Here is a 21,351-nt window from a genome sequence, read left to right on the forward strand (position 1 = left end):
ACTTTGAGGACGCTGCCAGGCGCAGCCTAAAAAGAATAATCCAGATTTATAGGTTGCGATGTATTTCGCATAAATTTCACACAACGAAAATTATTGCCATCTGCGAATGTGCGCTGCATCACTTCAAACCTGACGCCAGGATCAGTATGATGGGAGCAGATGAACCCTTGCCGCTGGCGGTGAGGGTTTTCTTTTGGATAATCGATAGACATGGAGTAAATAATGACCCGACCTGCCATCATTATTAATGAGTTCGATGCCGAGCGTATCGACCGCCTGCTTGAGCAATCTGCTTACGCAAATTCCCCGGTGGCGAGCGCGCTAAACGACGAGCTGGATCGTGCCCAGATGTGTGCCCCAGAGGACATGCCGCACGACGTAGTGAGTATGAATAGCCAGGTCAGATTCCGCGATCTCACCACCGGCGAAGAGCGCGTACGCACGCTGGTCTTCCCGGCGCAGATGACCGACAGCAGCAGCCAGCTTTCGGTGATGGCTCCGGTTGGCGCAGCCCTGCTCGGCCTGCGTGCAGGTAGCACCATTCACTGGGAGTTACCGGGCGGTGCATCAACACATCTGGAAGTGCTTGAACTGCTTTATCAGCCGGAAGCCGCCGGCGAATTTCACCGCTAATTCTGTGCCGAAATGATTAAAGGGGATGCCATGCATCCTCTTTCTGTCCCCGCCTGACCAAACTTTACAACGCCCCTCCGCGAGATAAACTATTTTGCGAACTAAATGACATATTCAAAATGCATTATGTGTTTTGATAGTTCTATAAAGACAAGGAGGAGCCTATGTACAAAACAATCATTATGCCCGTTGATGTTTTTGAGATGGAGTTAAGCGACAAAGCGATTCGTCACGCGGAGTTTTTAGCCCAGCAGGATGGCATTATCCACCTACTACACGTTCTGCCCGGTTCGGCAAGCTACACCATGAGCCGCTTTGCCGCCGATCTGCGCCGCTTTGAAGAGCATTTACAGCAGGAGGCGGAAACCCGGCTGACCACCATGGTGAGTCATTTCACGATCGACCCTTCCCGCATTAAGCTGCATGTCCGGGTGGGCAACGTGCGCGATGCGGTGAACGAACTGGCGGAAGAGCTCAACGCCGATATGGTGGTAATTGGTTCTCGTAATCCGTCTATCAGTACCCACCTGCTGGGATCTAACGCCTCCAGCGTGATTCGCCACGCTAACATTCCCGTGCTGGTTGTGCGCTAACGTTAACTGCGCGGTATAAAAAAAGGCCACCTTTCGGTGGCCTTTGACATTGCAGGTATTGTCTTCTTTTTTATGCTGTTTTGGTGCGAATCAGATAATCGAACGCGCTCAGTGACGCTTTTGCACCTTCGCCGGCGGCGATAATAATTTGTTTGTACGGCACGGTAGTACAGTCGCCAGCGGCAAATACGCCCTTAACGTTCGTTTCGCATTTCGCATCGATGATAATCTCACCCATACGGTTACGCTCAACCGCCCCTTCCAGCCAGGTTGTGTTCGGCAACAGACCAATCTGGACAAAGATCCCCGCCAGCGCGACGTGATGTTCGTCGCCGCTTACGCGGTCGCGATACTGCAGACCGGTCACTTTGGTGCCGTCACCTTTCACTTCGGTGGTCTGGGCATTGAGAATAATGTCGACGTTTTTCAGGCTACGCACTTTATCTTGCAGGACCTGATCGGCCTTCATTTCCGGCGCAAATTCCAGCAGCGTAACGTGTTCAACCACGCCCGCCAGGTCGATGGCCGCTTCCACGCCCGAGTTGCCGCCGCCAATGACCGCCACGCGCTTGCCTTTAAACAGCGGGCCGTCGCAGTGCGGGCAATAGGTTACGCCTTTGGTACGGTACTGATCTTCGCCCGGTACGTTCATGTTGCGCCATTTTGCACCGGTAGCAATAATGATGCTGCGTGCTTTCAGCACCGCGCCGGAGGCCGTTTCAATCTGATGCAGGCCACCTTCAACCGCAGCAGGCACCAGCTTAGACGCGCTCTGGGAATCAATCACATCGACGTTGTATTCACTAACGTGCGCCTTCAGCGCGCCTGCCAGCTTCTGACCTTCGGTTTTCGGCACGGAAATGTAGTTTTCGATATCGACGGTATCCAGCACCTGGCCGCCAAAACGCTCGCCCATCAGGCCGGTACGAATCCCTTTACGCGCAGAGTAAACCGCCGCCGCCGCGCCAGACGGGCCGGAGCCAACAATCAGCACATCATACGCATCGCGCTTATTCAGCTCTTCCGCCGCGCGTTTTTCCGCGCCGGTGTCAACTTTCGCGACGATTTCCGCCAGCGTCATACGGCCCTGACCAAATTCCTGGCCATTCACGTAGACCGCCGGAACGCCCATCACATTACGTTCGGTGATTTCATTCTGGAAAGTACCGCCGTCGATTGCCGTATGCTTGATGCGCGGGTTCAGTACCGACATCAGGTTCAGCGCCTGCACAACGTCCGGACAGTTATGGCACGACAGTGAATAGTAGGTTTCAAATTCAAAATCACCGTCGATGTCGCGAATCTGCTCCAGCAGAGACTGCGCCTCTTTCGAGGGATGACCGCCGGTCCACAGCAGCGCCAGAACCAGAGAAGTGAACTCGTGACCCAGCGGAGAGCCGGCAAAACGCGGGCCCTGGTGAGAGCCGGGATTTGTAATCAGGAACGACGGCTTACGCACCGCCAGGTCGTTATCTTGTTTGAAGGTGACCTTATCTGACAGTTCAGCGATTTCAGCCAACAGTTCCTTGATCTCTGCCGATTTAGCGCTGTCGTCCAGCGTGGCAATCAGCTCAACAGGTTTGGTCAGCTTCTCAAGGTAAGCCTTGAGCTGGGTTTTCATGTTGGTGTCGAGCATTTTTATCTCCTGGGCTTAAAACATCATCATGCAAGCGGCCACATACGAGCTGCCCCTGTAAGCAACTTGCATCATGATGCTGGAATAAAACAGGCGCAGAGGTGCGCCTGTGGGATGCCGGACGGTGCTGCGTTTATCCGGCCTACAGGCTGTAGGCCGCTGCCGTGCCGCCGGGCAGACGACTTAGATTTTGCCTACCAGGTCTAAAGATGGCGCCAGAGTGGCTTCACCTTCTTTCCATTTAGCCGGGCACACTTCACCTGGGTGGGAAGCAACATACTGAGCGGCTTTGATTTTACGCAGCAGGTCAGATGCGTCACGGCCGATACCTTCAGCGGTAACTTCGATAGCCTGAATGATACCCTGTGGGTCAACAACGAAGGTCGCACGGTCGGCCAGGCCTTCATCTTCACGCATGTTGTCGAAGTTACGGGTCAGGGCGCCAGTCGGGTCGCCGATCATCGCATATTTGATTTTGGCGATAGTCTCAGAGCTGCTGTGCCATGCTTTATGGGTGAAGTGGGTATCGGTAGAAACGGAGTACACGTCTACGCCCAGCTTCTGCAGTTCTTCGTAATGGTCAGCAACGTCGCCCAGTTCGGTCGGGCAAACGAAAGTGAAGTCAGCCGGATAGAAGAAGAACACGCTCCAGCGGCCTTCGGTATCTTTCTCGGTCACTTCTACGAATTCACCGTTTTTGAACGCCTGGTTTTTGAAAGGTTTGATTTTAGTATTAATTAATGACATCGAGTACTTCCTCCGTGTTTTCGTTGAGGTCTAAGTTAACGAACTTTTCCTGATTCGACCAATGCGTTTACATTATCAAATCAATAAGCGTTATCTAACAACCGGAACAAGACAGCTTTGTGAACCAGTATCGAGGATACGCACAAATCGCCCATCCCCAGACGTAAAAAGGCCGCAACAGAGGCGGCCCGATTACCTGAGTCACCCGCGGGTGAGCTCAGCGCCAGCGATGCTGGCTTGCGTGTTGCGCTCTACATAACCTTAACAAAGGCTGTAACAGCCTCCTGATTACATCATCCCCTTTCATTCGGGGCAATCAGCGCAACGTCGGTCTTATCTATGGTTGTGATAGGTTATCTCGTTGCAACTCAACGACACACTGATTTTACAGAGGTTTTACATGCTAAACCGAACTTTACCGGCACCGTATCTCAAGGAGCGTCCCTGGCCCCCATCACGAGATGAAAGGACCGACAAATTATTCATATTCACTCTTCTATATTAATTTAATATTCGTTTTATGAATAATCATTTACCCATAACGTCCATTCATTTTTTACCTTTCTTGTTTTGCAGTAGATAATATAGAGAGTCTGATATATATTAAGCATGGATTTAGGCATTTTTAAGTTTTACGAACACATGGATTGTGGTTTCAGAGGTAAATGAATATACCTCCCAATATAAAAGGATAAACTATGGCTAATCTTTATGATTTAAAACGATTTGACCTCAATTTACTGGTTATTTTTGAGTGTATATACCAGCACCTCAGCATCAGTAAAGCCGCCGAAACGCTCTTTATTACGCCCTCCGCCGTCAGTCAGTCTCTGCAACGCCTGCGAACGCAGCTAAACGATCCGCTCTTTGTCCGTGCCGGCAAAGGGATCACCCCCACAACCGTCGCGGTGAATCTGCATCATCATCTGTCTGAGAACCTGAATCAGATAGAGCAAACGATTAACATGATGGAAAATTCCACGCTGGATAAGCGATTTATTATTTATGGCCCGCAGGTCTATTTCTCCGAAAAATTTACCGTGATGATCGGTCAGTTATTACGTGAACCCAATCTGAACGTCGAATACCATGATTTTTCGGGAGCTAATGACAATGTCGAAAATTTATTAACCTATCGCAAAGCCGATATCGTGTTTACCACCTCCCCGCTCAGCAACCGGGCGTTGGTATGCGAGCCCTTTATCGAGATTCCGACGGTACTGGTCAGCCGTAACGATCACCCCCGACTTGGCGATTTTGCTTCGATTGACGAAGTGCTCAATGAAAGTTTCACCTTTTATGACACTCAGGATAGCGGAATTAAACAGTACCAGTATGCTAGCGAAAACTTTCTCATGGAACGTCGGTGCGCTTTTCGCTCGTCATCGCTCACGGCCATTATCAGCACCATTCATCACACGGATCTGATCGGCCTGTTGCCTCTGACTATGTTTAATGTCTTTAAAGATACCTTAGCGCTTAAGCGCATTACGCTTCCGGTCGAACTGCCTAAAATCACGATTTATAAAGTTTACAACCGCGCGGTATTGCACAGTGAATTATTCACCAAAATAATAAATGCGATTTAAATTAGGCATAATAAAAATATAAATAAGCACAAAGTAAAATTAATACTGACAAAACAGAAGTTGGTAGCATTTTATTTAACAAGCTGACTTAACTCTATTGTATTATATCATCCATGTTTAGTTGAACTCTCGATCAAGGATGGCCAGAGTATGCCCATGGTCAAACTCCCGTTAACGCAATCGGTACTGGATGCGGCTCAGGAACGCATCGTCTGGACATTAACTAATTTTTCCCGCGTTTGCGTCTCATTTTCTGGCGGTAAAGATTCAACGGTGATGCTGCATTTAACCGCGCAGGCTGCGCGAGCAATAGGGAAGAAAATCAGTATTCTGTTTATAGACTGGGAAGCACAATTTTCCTATACCATCAGCCACTGCGAAAAATTACGCGAACAATACCAGGATGTTATCGATTGTTTTTACTGGGTTGCCTTACCGCTCACCACGCAAAATTCACTCACCCAATTTACCCCTGAATGGCAATGCTGGGAGCCAGGCATCAAATGGGTCAGGCAGCCGCCGCAGGATGCCATTACCGACCCCGCCTTCTTTTCTTTTTACGAGACGGGCATGACCTTTGAACGGTTCGTCCAGAAATTTGCCGAGTGGTTTTCCCGACAGCGCCCGGCGGCGGTGCTGGTCGGGATCCGCGCAGACGAATCCTATAACCGCTTTTTGACTATTGCCTCGCAGCGCAAACGCCGTTTTGCCGATGACAAACCCTGGACCACCATCGCACCCGGCAACCACGCCTGGTACGTCTACCCGATATACGACTGGAAAACCGCCGATATCTGGACATGGTTCGCCCGCACCCAACAGCCCTACAACCCGCTCTACGACCTGATGTATCAAGCGGGCGTCCCGCTACGCTATATGCGCATCTGCGAACCGTTTGGCCCGGAGCAGCGTCAGGGGCTATGGCTGTATCACGTACTGGAACCGGATCGCTGGGCGGATATGTGTCAGCGGGTCAGCGGTGTACACAGCGGCGGCATGTATGCCGGGCAGGACAATCAGTTTTACGGTCATCGTAAGCTCGAAAAACCGGGAAACCACAGCTGGCGCAGCTACGCCCATTTCCTGCTGAGCAGCATGCCGGAATCCACCGCCGACCATTATCGCAACAAAATCGCCGTCTACCTGCACTGGTACCAAAAACAGGGCTGGGAAGACATTCCAGACGAGCAGGAAAAAGATCTCGGTTCAAAAGATATCCCGTCGTGGCGACGGATTTGTAAGGTGTTGTTAAACAATGATTACTGGTGCCGCATGCTGTCATTCAGCCCCACCAAAGCCAATCACTATCAGCGCTATCGCGCGCGCATGGAACAAAAGCGTCAGCAATGGGGAATCTTATGCGACAAAAACTAATCGACCAGCTGCATGAGTATCTGCAGCACCTTACGTCGGATGAAAAAATTGAGGCCATTAACCAATTTCGTCAGGCATTGCACGATGAAAGCCCATTCAAAGATCAGCCGATTGACTGCGTACTGTGGGTAAAGGAAGCGCAGGTCACGCCAAATGATTACAACCCAAACAATATGGCGCCGCAGGAAAAACGTCTGTTAACCAAGTCGCTGGAGGCAGACGGTTTTACCCAGCCGATTGTGGTCATTGAGAAACAGGCCCACCGTTACGAAATCGTCGACGGCTTCCATCGCCATATGCTGTCGCAGTCCAGAGCGGCACTGAAAAAACGCTTCCACGGCTACCTGCCAATAACCCAGTTGGATAAACGCGACGACTCGCTCCCTTCACGCATGGCCGCTACCGTGCGCCACAACCGCGCACGCGGTCGTCACCAGATTAGCGCGATGTCAGATATCGTGCGCGAACTGAGCCATCTTGGCTGGAGCGATGAAAAAATGGGCCAGGAGCTGGGTATGGATGCCGACGAAATTCTGCGCCTTAAGCAGATTAATGGCCTGTGTGAAATGTTCGGTAATCGCCAGTTCTCACAGGCCTGGACGGTGAAATAATTACAGACGGCAAAGGCGCTCAGCCGCGGCCAGTAAAGTCGCTTCCTGCTTAGCAAAGCACAGACGAATCAGCTTATGCGGAAACGGCGCATCGCAGAACACCGACAGCGGAATCGCCGCCACGCCGACTTCGCTCGTCAGCCAGCGGCAGAAACTCACATCGTCCATATCTGAAATCGCACTGTAGTCCGCCAGCAGAAAATAGGTCCCCTCACAGGGCAGCAGCGTCAAACGGCTCTGCCCAAGCGCCTCAACAAATCGGTCACGCCGCGCCCGGTAGAACGTCGGCAGTTCACGATAGTGCTCCGGCTCCGCGCGCAGCATATCCGCCAGCGCGAGCTGTGCCGGGGTATTCACCGCAAACGTCAGATACTGGTGCACCTTGCGCAGCTCGGCGCTGATGGCCGCAGGCGCGATGCAGTAACCGACCTTCCAGCCGGTCATGTGATAGGTTTTACCAAACGACGACACGGCCACCGCCCGCTCGCGAAGCTGTGGATGCGCCAATACGCTGGCGTGCCCCGCCTCAGCAAAGCAGATATGTTCATACACTTCGTCGCTCAGTACGTAAATTTCCCGTTCGGCAATCGCCTGCCACAACGCGATAAAATCAGCGCTCTGCCAGACGGTAGCAGAAGGATTATGCGGCGTATTGAGGATAACCAGCCGCGTTTTATCGCTGAGCAATGCGGTGAACGCCTGCCAGTCAACGCGAAAGTGCGGCGGCTGCAGGGCAATGCGCTTCACCACGCCACCGGACAGCGCCACCGCAGGGGCATAGCTGTCGTAGCTGGGGTCAAAGCAGATAACCTCATCCCCCTCGCGCACCAGCGCGGTAATGGCGGCGTACAGCGCTTCGGTGGCGCCGGCGGTCACCGTAATCTCGCCGTTAACGTCCGGTAAATACCCATACAGCGCCGCCGTTTTCTCGGCAATCGCCTCGCGCAGGACCTGCGCACCGGTCATCGGCGCATACTGATTCGCGCCGCTCGCAACATGGTGCGCCAGCCGCTGCTGAAGATAGGATGGGCCGTCAAAATCGGGAAATCCCTGGGATAGATTAATCGCCTGATGCTGCTGCGCCAGAGCGCTCATCTGAGTGAAAATGGTGGTGCCGAGATTGGGAAGCTTACTTTGGGGGATGAGTTGCGTTGTCTTCATTTGTTATCTGCCACGCGTAGCGCCAATGTTAAATCACTATAACATGGCGAGCAGACTTAGCAATCAAGACGTTTAGATGTCTAAAACAATCAACAGCACTTGGCCCCGCCCTTGCCGCCATAGCGGGCATCCTGACGGTCGCGGAAAAACGCTTCATAGGTCATCGGCGTCTGGTCCGGGTGGTTAATGCGCATATGCTCAACATAGTTGTCATAGTCCGGCACGCCAATCATCATTTTTGCGGCCTGGCCAAGGTATTTTCCGGCTTTTGAGAGCGTATCAAACATCGCTGTGCTCCTGTTGCGTTTGCCCGGCGTCGCTGCGCTCGGCCGGGCAAGATTTCAGATTAATGCGCGCGTTTCGCCTGCGCGATCAGGTTCTCCGCATCCGCCGGCATCGGCTCATACGGCGTCTCTTTTGCCGTCGGTTTATCCTCTTTCAACGCCGCCAGCGCGGTTTTGATAGAGAACAGCGCCAGCACGACCACCACCACCATAAAGAACATGGTCAGGCCAGCATCCAGACGGTTGTTAAACACCAGCTGCGCCAGCTGCGACTCGGTGTACTGCGGCGGGATGTTACCGCTGTCGATCATCGCCTGGAACTTATTGGCAATCGCCAGGAAGCCCACGCGGTTATCGTCGCTGAACGATTTCTGCCAGCCGGCCACCAGCGTACACACCAGCAGCCAGGACGTCGGCACCAGGGCAACCCACGCATAGCGCTGACGTTTCATCTTGAACAGTACCACCGCACAGAGCATCAGCGCCATCCCTGCCAGCATCTGGTTGGCAATACCAAACAGCGGCCACAGAGTGTTAATACCACCCAGCGGATCGACCACGCCCTGGTGGAGGAAGTAGCCCCAGGCCAGCACGCACAGCGCCGTTGCCAGCAGGTTCGCCGGCAGCGAATCGGTGCGTTTGAGCCCCGGGTTAATGACCCCCAGCAGATCCTGCAGCATAAAGCGTGCCGCACGGGTCCCGGCGTCGACCGCCGTCAGGATAAACAGCGCTTCGAACAGAATCGCGAAGTGATACCAGAACGCCACATCCATCAGCCCGCCCAGCGCGCCATGGAGGATGTAGGCCATCCCCACCGCCAGAGTCGGCGCGCCGCCCGCACGGGAGATAATCGACTGCTCGCCCACTTCGTTGGCAATCTGGTGCAGCAGATCCGGCGTCACCGAGAAGCCCCACGAACTGACAACCTGCGCGGCCGAAGCCACCACGTCGGCGGTTCCGGCGGGCGCCAGCATGGCCATTGGGCTGTTCATTGCAAAGTATACGCCCGGGTCAATAATACAGGCGGCCACCAGCGCCATAATGGCGACAAAAGATTCCATCAACATGCCGCCATAGCCGATAAAGCAGGCCTGGCCTTCGTTCGCCAGCATTTTCGGCGTTGTGCCGGAAGCAATCAGCGCGTGGAAACCCGACACCGCGCCACAGGCAATGGTGATAAACAGGAACGGGAACAGGTCGCCGGTCCACACCGGGCCGGTGCCGTCGATAAATTTGGTCAGCGCTGGCATGGTCAGCGTTGGACGCATAATGAGGATGCCGATCGCCAGCCCGACGATGGTACCAATTTTTAAGAAGGTAGAAAGGTAGTCACGCGGCGCCAGCAGCAGCCATACCGGCAGCACCGAGGCCACAAAGCCATAGCCCACCAGCATCCAGGTCAACTGCACGCCGGTATAGTCAAACCACGGCGCCCACGTTTCGCTGGCGGCAACCCAGCCGCCGGAGACAATCGCAAACACCAGCAGCACCAGACCAATAACCGACACCTCGCCAATACGCCCTGGACGCAGATAGCGAATATAAATCCCCATAAACAGGGCCAGCGGAATGGTAAACGCCACGGTGTAAGTACCCCATGGGCTGTGGGTCAATGCTTTCACCACGATCATCGCCAGTACCGCCAGAATGATCACCATGATCATAAACGTGGCAATCAGCGCAATCACGCCCGCAGTCGGCCCCATTTCCTCTTTCACCAGTTCGCCCAGCGAACGGCCGTCACGGCGCGTCGAGACGAACAGTACCATAAAGTCCTGTACCGCCCCGGCCAGCACGACCCCAGCCAACAGCCAGATCATCCCCGGCAGATAGCCCATCTGCGCTGCCAGCACCGGCCCAACCAGCGGGCCCGCACCGGCAATCGCCGCAAAGTGGTGACCGAACAGGACTTTCTTATCGGTCGGCACATAGTCAAGGCCGTCGTTGTGACGCACGGCAGGCGTCATGCGGGTTGGGTCAACCTGCAGGACGTTTTTCGCGATATACAGGCCATAAAAGCGGTAGGCAATCAGGTAAACACAGACTGCGGCAACCACTATCCACAGCGCGTTTATCTGTTCACCACGGTTGAGGGCGATATAGCCCAGAGCAAAGGCTCCAACAATGGAGAGCAATGCCCATATAAGGTATTTCCCTGAATTGTTCATCGTTATTTTCCGTATCAGTAGCAGAGGATGTTACATTTTGTGTCCATAGCAACACCTTTGATTTAACATCCTTGAAACTGATATGACCAGAAAGGGAACCTGACATTTACATCACATTGTTAACGGGATCACTTAAGTCAGAAAAACGGATGAGAAACGGGGAGTGAAAGTGAGATGAACGCAGGTATACAGGCCGGATAAGCGCAGCGCCCTCCGGCAATGTACCGCACCATGCCGGAGGGCGCTGCGCTTATCCGGCCTACGCCTTATTCGGCTACCGAAACCTAACCGAGCACCGCCGTCCCTAACCGGCAGGTACAGCAGCGCCGCCCCTGCTCGTCAAAAACGACAATTTCCCAGCTCTGGCTCTGACGCCCCAGATGCAGCGGCTGACAGACCGCCCGCACCTGCCCTTGCGACACCGGTCGGTGGTGCGACGCATTCAGCTCGGTTCCCACCACACACTGTCCCTCGCGGGTCATCAGATATCCGGCCATTGAGCCCAGCGTCTCCGCCAGCGCGGCAGAGGCGCCGCCGTGAAGCAGCCCGAACGGCTGATGCGTGCGGCCGTCTACCGGCATCACCGCTTCCAGGCTATCGTCGCCAATATGGGTATAGACAATGCCTAAATGCGCCACCATGGTATTCTCACTGGTCGCATTCAGTTCATCGAGCGTTAAATGCCGTTTCCAGATCATGTTACGCCCCCAGCGTTGAGCCGCCGTCGACCACAATGTCCTGCAGCGTGATATGGCTAGCGCTGCGGGAAGCCAGGAACAGAATCGTCGCGGCAATCTCCTGCGGCCGAGCAATTTTGCCCAGCGGGATCCCCAACTTGAACTGCTCGGCAAAACCGCGAATACGCTGCTGCTCGGCATCGTCGCTGACCCACATTGCGCGCTGCATATCGGTGTCGGTCGACCCCGGCGAGACAAGATTGCAACGGACTCCAGCGCTGGCCAGCTCCAGCCCGACGCTCAGCGCCAGGCTTTTCAACGCCGCCTTAGATGCCCCATAGGCGCTCATGCCGATACGCGGCGTGTGGGCGGCGTCCGACGCCACGGTCACAATCGCTCCGCCCTGCTGGCGACGGAACTGCGCCATCGTCTGCTGAAACAGGTTAAACGCGCCGCCGACGTTAACGGCAAAGGTTTGCTGCCAGTCGGCCAGGCTCAGCGCATCGGTCGTGCCCATGCGTAAAATGCCCGCCGCGTTCACCAGCACGTCCAGGCGCTCGGTTGTCGCCAGCAGTCGTTCACACACCTGCGCAACCTGCTGCGCATCGGCAACGTCAAGAATTTCTGTCGAAAACGGGTAGTCGCCGCCGTCAAAGGCTAAATCAAAGCCCGTCACCTGCGCCCCCGCCTCAGCAAACGCCAGCGCCGTCGCATAGCCGATCCCTTTCCCTGCGCCGGTCACCCACACGGTTTGTCCGCGAAAATCGAAATCACTCATGATCTCACCTCACGGGACAACAAAGCCCACCAGGCATCAATGCTCGGATTTTTCGCCAGCATGACGAAATCAATATCACCGTGCACTTTACGCCAGCGTGCCGCCAGCGCCATCATGCGCACGGAATCCAGGCCATAATCAATCAGGTTGTCATCATCGAACGGTTCGTCAGATTCATCCAGCAGCGGCAGCACCAACGCGCGCAGCGCTTCTTTGCTGGCAGGAACAGACGGCAGCAGTTCGTCAGTCATCACCACGCGACCGCTGCGGCCGGCAACGTATTTCAGCGACATTAAATGCTCATCACGGCTGAAATCCGCCAGCGCGTCGGCAACGAAGAACGGCTTAATGTCGCGCATAAAAGCATCCGTGGCGGTGGTCATGCAGCCGATATGCGCGTATACGCCGGTGATAATCAGCTGGTTACGACCGGTCTCTTTGAGCATCTGCTCCAGCGGCGAGCGGTGGAAAGCGCTGTAGCGCCATTTCACCAGCACGGTATCCTCATCGTCCGGTGCCAGTGCGGCAATCACCCGCTGCTGCTCCGGCGAACGGGTCAGGCCCGGCCCCCACATGTCATTCAGCAGAGCACGGTCTTCATCACTCTGCGCTTTAGGCTGCGCGGTGTAGTAAACCGGAATCCCGTTTTTCTTGCAGAAATCACGCAGCGCGGCGATGTTGGCCACTACCGTGTCCATCATCTCACTGTCTTCGCCCCAAAAGTTGAGGAAATATTCCTGCATATCATGAATCAGCAGTGCCGCGCGCGCCGGTTCAAACGCCCAGTTCACCTTGTTTTCCGGAATGTCCATTGCGGTCGGCAGCGCGTAGCCCTGCAGTTTTGGAATTGCCATGATGTTCTCTCCTTCAGGCCAGCGAGCGGCTAGCCAGCCACTGACGTAATTGTTTTTTATCGACTTTGCCGACGTGGGTCAGCGGCAGTTGCTCAACACACTCCACGCGGTCCGGCAGTTTGAATTCGGCAACGCCCTGTTCCCTCAGGAAGCGACGCACCTGCACCGCGCGTAGCGGCGCATTGACCACCAGGTAGGCGCAGCTTTTCTCGCCGAGCAGGCTATCTTCCATGCTCACCAGCGCCGCGTGCACCACGGCCTCGTGACGCAACAGCAGGTTTTCAATCTCTTCGGCAGCAATCTTCTCGCCGCCGCGGTTGATCTGATCTTTCTCGCGACCCTGCACGGTGATGTAGCCGTCTTCGTCGATAGAAATCAGATCGCCGGAACAGTAAAAACCCTCGGCGTCAAAGGCGCTGGCGTTATGCTGCGGGCTTTTGTAGTAGCCACGGAAGGTATACGGCCCGCGGGTCATCAACCGCCCGACTTCACCGCGCGGCAGCGGGTTGCCCTCTTCATCGGCCACCCACACCTCATCGTCCGGGCACATCGGGTAGCCCTGAGTATTGAGAATTTTTTCCGGCGTATCGTCCAGACGGGTGTAGTTCACCAGCCCTTCCGCCATGCCAAACACCTGCTGAAGCTGGCAGCCTATCTCCGCCGGAATCCGCGCCGCCAACGTCGCAGAGAGACGCGCACCGCCCACCTGCAGTAGCGTCAGCGATCGCAACTGAGCGTTGCCGCTCCCTTCGGCAATCGCCTGCAGCCACAGGCTTACCGCCGGCGGCACCAGCGCGGCGACGTTGACCTGATGTTGCTCAATCAGCGGGAAGCACTGCGTGGCGCTCGGATCTGCTGCCAGCACCACGGTGCCCTGCGCAAGAAACACGCCCAGCGCGCCCGGCGAGCTCATTGCGTAGTTGTGCGCCGACGGAATGGCGCAGAGGTAGCGCGTCTGCGGATTAAAATGGCAAATTTCATTACTGCGGCGAATGCTGTAGTAATAATCGTTGTGGGTACGCGGGATCAGCTTCGGCGTGCCGGTACTGCCGCCCGAAAGCTGGAAGAAGGCCACTTCGTCGGCAGCCGTCGGCGTCGGCGTAAAATCGACCGCCGGACGGGACAGCGCCGCCTCCAGCGCATGTTCGCCTTCGCCGCCGCGCAGCAGCACCACGCGCAGCGAACGGTGCTGTTCGCAAAAGGTATTCAGGAAGGTATCGTCGCCGAACAGCGCGTGGCCCCGATCGGCAATCAGCACGGCGGGCGCAATCTGCTCGGCATAGGCGTTCAGCTCGCTACGCTGATGGCTGAATAGCGCATTCACCGGCGCCACACCAATCTTCAGCAGCGCAAACAGCGTGATATAGAATTCGGTGATATTCCCCAACTGCACCAGCGCCGTCTCACCGCGCTTAAGCCCTTTGCTTTGCAGCATGGCGGCCAGATTATCAATAGACTGGTTCAGCTCGCGGTAGCTAATCTGGCGTTCGCCGTCGATCACCGCAATGGCGTCGCTCTGCGCATGGCGCGTCACCATCTCGGTTAACAGCAGATCCTGCCAGTAGCCCTTTTCGCGATAACGCGCCGCAAGCGCGTCCGGCCAGCGGGTAAATTCTACGGTCATTCTGGTTCCTTAATGCAGGCCGAAAACATTCAGCATGGTGGAAAGTTTGACGCCGGTTTCACGCCATTCGGATTCCGGCGACGACGCGGGCACAATGCCCGCCCCGGCAAACAGACGCACGCGGTTAGCCTTCACTCGTGCGCAGCGGATGGTGACCACCCACTCGCCGTTGCCTTCGGCATCGCACCAGCCGACGATGCCGCCGAAGAGGTCGCGGTCGAAGGGTTCCAGCTCGGCGATCACCTGTTTGGCCGCCTCGTGCGGGAAGCCGCTCAGCGCCGGCGTTGGGTGCAGCAGACAGGCCAGCGTCAGCGCGTTTTCCGCCGCTTTTGCCTGCCCTTCAATCGGCGTGGCCAGATGCCATAGCGTTGGCGTGGTAATCAGCTGCGGCGTCTGCGGCAAGGTCAGTTGGAGGCTGCGCGGTGCCAGCGTTTTTTGCATCGACTGGGTGACCAGCTCATGCTCGTGGCGATCTTTTTCTGAAGCCAGCAGCCGGTTACCCGCCTCGCGATCCAGCAGGTCGTCCGGCTGACGACGCGCCGAGCCCGCCAGCGGCAGCGAGCTAAACAGGTCGCCGTCTTTACGCAGCAACAGTTCCGGGCTTGCGCCCAGCAGCACGCCGCCGTCCGGCAGCGGCACGTGGAAGTTGAAGCTCGCCGGATTCTGCGCCACCAGACGCTCCAGCAGCACGCCGCTGTCCAGCGGCTGTTCGGCTTCAATATCAATCAGGCGGGAGAGCACCACTTTATCAACCTGCGGCGTCGCCGTCAGCGCCGCGGCACGGGCGACCATATCGAGAAAAACAGGATGTTCCGGTATCGCCTGACGTGAAGCGACGCCCGTCGGTTCGCGGGAAACGTGATACCGCGAGGTACGCTGCTTTGCCGTACGTGAGAACGTCTCACTGCGTTCAGGGATAAACAGCGCAGAAGGCTGGCGGGTATCAAACGGGATCGCCCCCACCATCACCGGGTTGGCAATACCCGCAGCTTTTGCCGCAGCAAATGCCGCAGCGAGCTCTTGCTGGAAAGCGCTATCAGGCGCGTCGCCCCCTTCTGCCGGGCAGGTGAAACGCTGAAAACAGCCCGAGGTTGTAAAACTGCGAAACGGCGACATAAAGAAAAAGCTCTCGGCCGCGATCGTAGCCTGATGCTGCTGTTCCTGTTCATCCACAGCCAGTGACGTTTCCATATCATTCTCCAAAAACGATAAAGACATTACGAATAATTATCATTTATATTTCGGTTCGGTAACCTAAGAGTAAACACTTCTTATGTCAACAGGGCAAACCAGCAACTTGTGCTGAATAGATATCGCCCCTCCTGGCCACGGTCACCTGCGCTTGCAGAGGTCGCGCTTGCATCTTCACCGGACAATAGTTGAAAATGAGAAGCATTAACTAACTAACATCAGGATGCTTATCTGTGAATTTTTCCGCTTTGTGGCGTGCCGCTGCGCTGATCGCTGGCCTCAGCGTTTTAGGATTATCCTCAGCCCAGGCCGCCGACTGGCCGCGCCAGATTACCGACAGCCGCGGCGTACACACGCTGGAACACAAACCGACGCGCATTGTCTCGACCAGCGTAACCCTCACCGGTTCGCTGCTGGCCATTGACGCGCCGGTGATCGCCAGCGGCGCCACCACGCCGAACAACCGCGTGGCCGACGCCCAGGGGTTCCTGCGCCAGTGGGGAGATGTGGCGAAAGCGCGCAACGTCACTCGCCTTTATATCGGCGAACCCAGCGCGGAAGCGGTCGCTGCACAAATGCCGGATCTGATCCTGATTAGCGCCACCGGCGGTGATTCGGCGCTGGCACTGTATGACCAGCTCTCCGCCATCGCCCCCACGCTTATCATCAACTACGACGATAAAAGCTGGCAGGCGCTGCTGACGCAGCTCGGCGGCATTACCGGACAGGAAAAACAGGCTACCGCACGTATTGCCGAGTTTGATAAGCAGCTGGCAACGGTAAAACAGCAGATGAAGCTGCCACCGCAACCGGTGAGCGCGCTGGTCTATACCGCCGCCGCGCATAGCGCCAACCTGTGGACCAGCGAGTCCGCACAGGGGCAGTTCCTCTCCCAGCTCGGCTTTACGCTCGCCACGCTGCCGGAAGGCCTTCACGCTAGCCAAAGCCAGGGCAAACGTCATGACATCATCCAGCTTGGCGGTGAAAGTCTGGCAACCGGTCTGAACGGCAACAGCCTGTTCCTGTTCGCCGGTGACCAGAAAGACGCTGACGCGATTTACGCCAACCCGCTGCTGGCGCATCTTCCAGCGGTGAAAAACAAGCACGTTTACGCGCTGGGCACCGAGACGTTCCGTCTCGACTACTACAGCGCAACGCAGGTGCTGGCGAGGCTGTCGGCATTGTTTGGCTAGCGCCAGATGCCGGATGGCGCTAACGCTTATCCGGCCTACCGCGTAGTTTCGTAGGCCGGATAAGGCGAAGCCGCCATCCGGCACCCGAACGCACCGTTACGCCGACTCCGGCGCCTCGCGCCGAAACCGCCGCAGCTCGCCCAGCGCCAGCAGCAAAATCCCGCCAACAATCGCCAGCCCCCAGCCGCTGGCGCTTGCCGACGCGACCGGCGTTAATATCGCCCCCAGCCCGCCGAGCAGCGCCGCGCCGATGGCGTCGCCGGTCACGTTCTGCGCCGTCCACAGCCCGTTAATCCGCCCCAGCATCGCCTCAGGCGTTTGGGTCTGAATCAAGGTGTATTGCAACAGCGAGCTTATCGCGCTCAGCCAGCCGAACAGCGCCAGACAGACCATTCCCAGCGCCCAGTGCGGCATCAGCGCAAACAGCCCAATCGCCACAAACGCGCCAACGGTCGCCAGCAGCATGACCCAGCCCGGACGCTCGTTATGCGCCAGTCGTCCACTGGTGAGCGCACCGAAAGCAGCCCCCAATGGAATCGCCGCATACAGCAGGCCAATCGACGCCGCCGACATCTGCCAGCCCTGCGCCAACGCCGGATAAAGCACGCGCACCGCGCTGGCCATGGTGACCAGCCCGCCCAGCAGCGCAATGCCGCCAATCAGCGGGCTACCGAGCAGAAAGCGGAACCCGGCCACCAATGAAGTGAACGGATGTTCGCGCGGCTGCGGCGGCGGTGGCAGTTGCGGTAAACGCAGTAGCGTTAACGTGGTAATAAAAGTGCCCAACGCCGCCAGCAGGTAGTTCCAGGACACGCCGCCGGAAGCCAGCAGCAGGCCGCCGACCATCGGCGAAATCACCGATCCCAGACGGACCGTCAGCATGGTGATGGCCCCGGCCTGCATCAGGTTTTCCCGCCCCACGAGCGCAGGCGTCGCCGCCAGCAGCGCCGTGACGCCGAGCGAGGCAAAGAAACCGTCCCACAGGCCCAGCAGATAAATGGCCAGCAGCGACGGTTCCGGCAGCAGCGCATTCAGCCACAGGCCGATAAACCCCACCCCACAGGTACCGCGAGCCAGCAGAATCAGCCTGCGGCGCTCATAGCGATCGGCCAGCACGCCGCCCACCATCAGCCCGACGAACATCGCCCCGCCGGTTAGCGTCACCGACAGCCCCACCTGCCAGGTGGAGTGGGTCATCATCTGGATTTGAACGGGGACAGCAACCCCCAGCAGGCCAAGCGACAGAATGGAGATAAAGCGGGCGATAAACACGGCGCGGAAGGCCGGGTGCGTTTTTAGCAGGCTCAGATTCAGCAGCCAGGATTGTCGGTTCATTACAAGACCTTGTGACTTTTTTCATACCCTTTCCGAGGGCGCTCATGCTAACATAAACGAATAAGATAGATAACGATAATCACTATCATTATCAAATCAGGGATGTTGCTATGTCGTTTTCCACCGCCGCGCTGCGCGCCGTTGCGCTGCCCGGACTGTTATTGCTGCTGCTTGTCGCCGCCACGCTGAGTTTATTAATCGGCGCGACGCCGCTGCCGATGACCGTCGTCATCGATGCCCTCAGCGGTACCTGCCAGAGCGCCGACTGCACTATCGTGCTGGATGCCCGCCTGCCGCGAACCCTCGCCGGCCTGCTGGCTGGCGGCGCGCTGGGTGTCGCCGGCGCGTTGATGCAAACGCTGACCCGCAACCCGCTGGCCGACCCCGGCATTCTCGGCGTCAACGCCGGCGCCAGCTTTGCTATCGTGCTGGGCGCCGCGCTGTTCGGCATGACCTCGCCGCAGGATCAACTGATGATGGCCTTCTGCGGCGCGCTGATCGCCTCGCTGATCGTGGCCTTTACCGGCAGTCAGGGCGGCGGCCAGCTGAGCCCGGTACGCTTAACGCTGGCGGGCGTCGCGCTCGCCGCCGTGCTGGAAGGCTTCTCCAGCGGTATCGCCCTGCTCAACCAGGATGTCTACGACCAGCTGCGCTTCTGGCAGGCCGGGTCGCTGGATATTCGCACCCTGCAAACGCTGAAAACGGTCCTGATTCCGGTACTTATCGCGGGCGCCATCGCACTAATGATGAGCCGCTCGCTGAACAGCCTGAGCCTGGGTACCGATACCGCCACCGCGCTTGGTAGCAAAGTCGCGCGCACGCAAATTCTCGGGCTGTTGGTCATCACCATTTTGTGCGCCAGCGCCACCTCTGTGGTGGGGCCCATCGCGTTTATCGGCCTGATGATGCCGCATATTGCCCGCTGGCTGGTGGGTTCAGATCACCGCTGGTCGCTGCCGGTCACCCTGCTTGCCACCCCGTCGTTGCTGCTGTTTGCCGATATTATTGGCCGCCTGCTGGTACCGGGCGAACTGCGCGTATCGGTGGTCAGCGCATTTATCGGCGCACCGGTGCTGATTTTCCTCGTTCGCCGTAAATCGACGGGAGGTGGTCGATGAACGCCCCATCCCGTCGTCTGCTGTTCAGTAGCCTGTTGTTGATCGCGGTCTGTCTGCTGTTAACCCTCTTCAGCCTGCGCAACGGTGCGGTTACGCTGACATTTTCCCAGGTTTTCGCGGCGCTATTCGGCGACGCGCCGCGCGCCATTACCATGGTGGTGACCGAGTGGCGCCTGCCGCGCGTGCTGATGGCGCTGTTAATTGGCGCCGCGCTTGGCGTCTCCGGCGCGATTTTTCAATCGCTGATGCGTAACCCGCTGGGCAGCCCCGACGTCATGGGCTTTAACACCGGGGCGTGGAGCGGCGTGCTGGTGGCGCTGGTATTTTTCGGCCAGAATCTGACCACTATTACCCTCGCCGCCATGGCGGGCGGGATCGCCACCTCGCTGCTGGTGTGGGCGTTAGCATGGCGTGAGGGTATCGAAACCTTCCGGCTGATCATTATCGGCATCGGCATTCGTGCCATGCTGATGGCCTTCAACACCTGGCTGCTGCTGCGCGCATCGCTGGAAACCGCCGTTTCCGCCGGGCTGTGGTTTGCCGGTTCGCTCAACGGCATCACGTGGGGCAAAATCTGGCCCGCCGCCCCGCTGATGATCGCCGCGCTGGTTTGTTCGGCACTGCTGGTACGCCGCCTGCGTTTGCTGGAGATGGGCGACGATAGCGCCTGCGCGTTGGGCGTTCGCGTCGAATTATCGCGTCTGCTGCTGATGCTGGTCGCGGTGGTGCTCACCGCTGCCGCCACGGCGCTGGCAGGGCCGATTTCCTTTATCGCGCTGGTCGCACCGCACATTGCCCGTCGCCTGAGCGGCACCGCGCGCTGGGGCCTAACCCAGGCGGCGCTGTGCGGCGCCCTGCTGCTGACCGCCGCCGATTTTTGTGCACAGCAATTGTTCTTGCCTTACCAGCTCCAGGTGGGCGTCGTCACCGTCAGCCTTGGCGGTATCTACCTCATCGTGTTGCTTATTCAGGAGTCTCGCAAAAAATGACCGACACCGCCGCCCGCCTGCGCGGCGAGGCGTTAACCCTCGCCTACGGGAAAAAGACCATCGCCGAGTCGCTGAACGTGACCATCCCGGACGGCCATTTCACCGCGATTATCGGCCCTAACGGCTGCGGCAAATCGACGCTGCTGCGCACGCTCAGTCGCCTGATGGCGCCGACGCGCGGTCATGTCTATCTCGACGGTGAAGAGATCCAGCGCTACGCCAGTAAAGAGGTGGCTCGACGCATCGGCCTGCTGGCGCAAAACGCCACCACGCCGGGCGATATTTCGGTGCAGGAGCTGGTCGCGCGCGGGCGTTACCCGCACCAGCCGCTGTTTACCCGCTGGCGACAGGAAGATGAAGATGCGGTGCAGCGCGCCATGCAGGCGACCGGTATCGTCAATCTCGCCAACCAAAGCGTCGATACGCTCTCCGGTGGACAGCGCCAGCGCGCATGGATTGCAATGGTATTAGCGCAGGATACGGCCATCATGCTGCTCGACGAGCCAACAACCTGGCTGGATATCAGCCACCAGATCGATCTGCTGGAATTATTAAGCGAGCTGAACCGCGAGCGCGGCTATACGCTGGCCGCCGTGCTGCACGATTTAAACCAGGCGTGTCGCTACGCGACGCACCTGATTGCACTCCGTGATGGGAAGATTGTGGCGGAAGGCGCGCCGAAAGAGATTGTCACTCCGGCGCTGATTGAGGCGATTTACGGCCTGCGCTGCGTGATTATTGACGACCCGGTGGCGAATACGCCGCTGGTGGTGCCGCTCGGACGGCGGTGAATCTC

20 protein-coding genes are annotated in these 21,351 nt (G+C 57.3%); 9 read left to right on the plus strand and 11 right to left on the minus strand.

What is annotated here, in order from left to right; all coding sequences use genetic code 11:
- Nucleotides 1–222: 222 nt before the first annotated feature.
- Nucleotides 223–633, plus strand: coding sequence for a nucleoside diphosphate kinase regulator (rnk, locus tag V6942_RS03930; RefSeq protein ID WP_106924713.1), 411 nt, complete (start codon nucleotides 223–225; stop codon nucleotides 631–633).
- Nucleotides 634–797: 164 nt separating this feature from the next.
- Nucleotides 798–1,226 carry a universal stress protein UspG gene (gene uspG, locus V6942_RS03935; RefSeq protein ID WP_106924714.1) on the plus strand — a complete coding sequence of 143 codons (429 nt, stop codon included), beginning with the start codon at nucleotides 798–800 and terminating at the stop codon, nucleotides 1,224–1,226.
- Between the two features lie 70 nt (nucleotides 1,227–1,296).
- On the opposite strand, the gene ahpF is transcribed toward uspG, so the two are convergent.
- Both ahpF and ahpC read right to left on the minus strand, forming a co-directional pair.
- A complete protein-coding gene (gene ahpF / locus V6942_RS03940) occupies nucleotides 1,297–2,862 on the minus strand; it encodes an alkyl hydroperoxide reductase subunit F (protein ID WP_106924715.1) in 1,566 nt (521 codons plus the stop codon).
- A 183-nt stretch (nucleotides 2,863–3,045) separates the two neighbouring features.
- Nucleotides 3,046–3,609, minus strand: a complete 564-nt coding sequence (gene ahpC / locus V6942_RS03945; protein ID WP_106924716.1) for an alkyl hydroperoxide reductase subunit C — start codon at nucleotides 3,607–3,609, stop codon at nucleotides 3,046–3,048.
- Nucleotides 3,610–4,307: 698 nt separating this feature from the next.
- Between ahpC and citR the strand changes: the two genes are divergently transcribed.
- The 3 genes from citR to V6942_RS03960 all read left to right on the plus strand — a co-directional run bounded on the left by citR (nucleotide 4,308) and on the right by V6942_RS03960 (nucleotide 7,183).
- Entirely contained in the window at nucleotides 4,308–5,198 is an 891-nt protein-coding gene (citR, locus tag V6942_RS03950) for a DNA-binding transcriptional repressor CitR (RefSeq protein WP_182929298.1), read from the plus strand.
- A 150-nt stretch (nucleotides 5,199–5,348) separates the two neighbouring features.
- Nucleotides 5,349–6,572 (plus strand): phosphoadenosine phosphosulfate reductase, encoded by a 1,224-nt coding sequence (locus tag V6942_RS03955; RefSeq protein WP_106924718.1) that lies wholly within the window; start codon nucleotides 5,349–5,351, stop codon nucleotides 6,570–6,572.
- Complete coding sequence (locus V6942_RS03960) at nucleotides 6,557–7,183, plus strand: IbrB-like domain-containing protein (protein ID WP_106924719.1); 627 nt, start codon at nucleotides 6,557–6,559, stop codon at nucleotides 7,181–7,183. The genes V6942_RS03955 and V6942_RS03960 overlap by 16 nt, the downstream gene beginning before the upstream one ends.
- On the opposite strand, the gene V6942_RS03965 is transcribed toward V6942_RS03960, so the two are convergent.
- The 8 genes from V6942_RS03965 to entC all read right to left on the minus strand — a co-directional run bounded on the left by V6942_RS03965 (nucleotide 7,184) and on the right by entC (nucleotide 15,920).
- The gene (locus V6942_RS03965; RefSeq protein WP_182929300.1) at nucleotides 7,184–8,344 is read right to left on the minus strand and encodes a pyridoxal phosphate-dependent aminotransferase; all 1,161 of its coding nucleotides are present in this window, start codon (nucleotides 8,342–8,344) and stop codon (nucleotides 7,184–7,186) included. It lies immediately after the preceding gene.
- Between the two features lie 89 nt (nucleotides 8,345–8,433).
- Nucleotides 8,434–8,631, minus strand: coding sequence for a YbdD/YjiX family protein (locus V6942_RS03970; protein WP_052284779.1), 198 nt, complete (start codon nucleotides 8,629–8,631; stop codon nucleotides 8,434–8,436).
- Nucleotides 8,632–8,690: 59 nt separating this feature from the next.
- Complete coding sequence (gene cstA / locus V6942_RS03975; protein ID WP_106924721.1) at nucleotides 8,691–10,796, minus strand: pyruvate/proton symporter CstA; 2,106 nt, start codon at nucleotides 10,794–10,796, stop codon at nucleotides 8,691–8,693.
- Nucleotides 10,797–11,080: 284 nt separating this feature from the next.
- The gene (gene entH, locus V6942_RS03980) at nucleotides 11,081–11,494 is read right to left on the minus strand and encodes a proofreading thioesterase EntH (protein ID WP_106924722.1); all 414 of its coding nucleotides are present in this window, start codon (nucleotides 11,492–11,494) and stop codon (nucleotides 11,081–11,083) included.
- A gap of 1 nt (nucleotide 11,495) precedes the next feature.
- Nucleotides 11,496–12,251, minus strand: coding sequence for a 2,3-dihydro-2,3-dihydroxybenzoate dehydrogenase EntA (entA, locus tag V6942_RS03985; RefSeq protein WP_106924723.1), 756 nt, complete (start codon nucleotides 12,249–12,251; stop codon nucleotides 11,496–11,498).
- A complete protein-coding gene (locus V6942_RS03990; RefSeq protein WP_106924724.1) occupies nucleotides 12,248–13,105 on the minus strand; it encodes an isochorismatase in 858 nt (285 codons plus the stop codon). Before V6942_RS03990 ends, entA begins: the two co-directional genes overlap by 4 nt.
- A gap of 13 nt (nucleotides 13,106–13,118) precedes the next feature.
- Entirely contained in the window at nucleotides 13,119–14,729 is a 1,611-nt protein-coding gene (gene entE / locus V6942_RS03995; RefSeq protein ID WP_333500824.1) for a (2,3-dihydroxybenzoyl)adenylate synthase EntE, read from the minus strand.
- A gap of 9 nt (nucleotides 14,730–14,738) precedes the next feature.
- Nucleotides 14,739–15,920 carry an isochorismate synthase EntC gene (gene entC, locus V6942_RS04000; protein WP_333500825.1) on the minus strand — a complete coding sequence of 394 codons (1,182 nt, stop codon included), beginning with the start codon at nucleotides 15,918–15,920 and terminating at the stop codon, nucleotides 14,739–14,741.
- A gap of 233 nt (nucleotides 15,921–16,153) precedes the next feature.
- Between entC and fepB the strand changes: the two genes are divergently transcribed.
- On the plus strand, nucleotides 16,154–17,113 hold the full coding sequence (fepB, locus tag V6942_RS04005; RefSeq protein WP_106924727.1) for a Fe2+-enterobactin ABC transporter substrate-binding protein: 960 nt from the start codon (nucleotides 16,154–16,156) through the stop codon (nucleotides 17,111–17,113).
- Between the two features lie 96 nt (nucleotides 17,114–17,209).
- Here fepB and entS read toward each other — a convergent pair whose 3' ends face one another.
- Nucleotides 17,210–18,448, minus strand: a complete 1,239-nt coding sequence (entS, locus tag V6942_RS04010; RefSeq protein ID WP_333500826.1) for an enterobactin transporter EntS — start codon at nucleotides 18,446–18,448, stop codon at nucleotides 17,210–17,212.
- 110 nt (nucleotides 18,449–18,558) lie between these two features.
- On the opposite strand from entS, the gene fepD reads away from it, so the two are divergent.
- Genes fepD through fepC form a run of 3 tightly spaced genes read left to right on the plus strand, consistent with a single transcriptional unit; the run spans nucleotide 18,559 to nucleotide 21,346 of the window.
- Nucleotides 18,559–19,566: a Fe(3+)-siderophore ABC transporter permease gene (gene fepD / locus V6942_RS04015; protein ID WP_106924729.1), complete on the plus strand. Its 1,008-nt coding sequence runs from the start codon at nucleotides 18,559–18,561 to the stop codon at nucleotides 19,564–19,566.
- Complete coding sequence (gene fepG, locus V6942_RS04020) at nucleotides 19,563–20,555, plus strand: iron-enterobactin ABC transporter permease (RefSeq protein ID WP_333500827.1); 993 nt, start codon at nucleotides 19,563–19,565, stop codon at nucleotides 20,553–20,555. Before fepD ends, fepG begins: the two co-directional genes overlap by 4 nt.
- Nucleotides 20,552–21,346, plus strand: coding sequence for an iron-enterobactin ABC transporter ATP-binding protein (fepC, locus tag V6942_RS04025; protein WP_182929305.1), 795 nt, complete (start codon nucleotides 20,552–20,554; stop codon nucleotides 21,344–21,346). Before fepG ends, fepC begins: the two co-directional genes overlap by 4 nt.
- The last annotated feature ends 5 nt before the right edge of the window (nucleotides 21,347–21,351 follow it).

Origin of the sequence: Kluyvera genomosp. 2 (assembly GCF_036759865.1) — a bacterium.
GTDB classification, from domain to species: Bacteria; Pseudomonadota; Gammaproteobacteria; order Enterobacterales; family Enterobacteriaceae; genus Kluyvera; species Kluyvera ascorbata_B.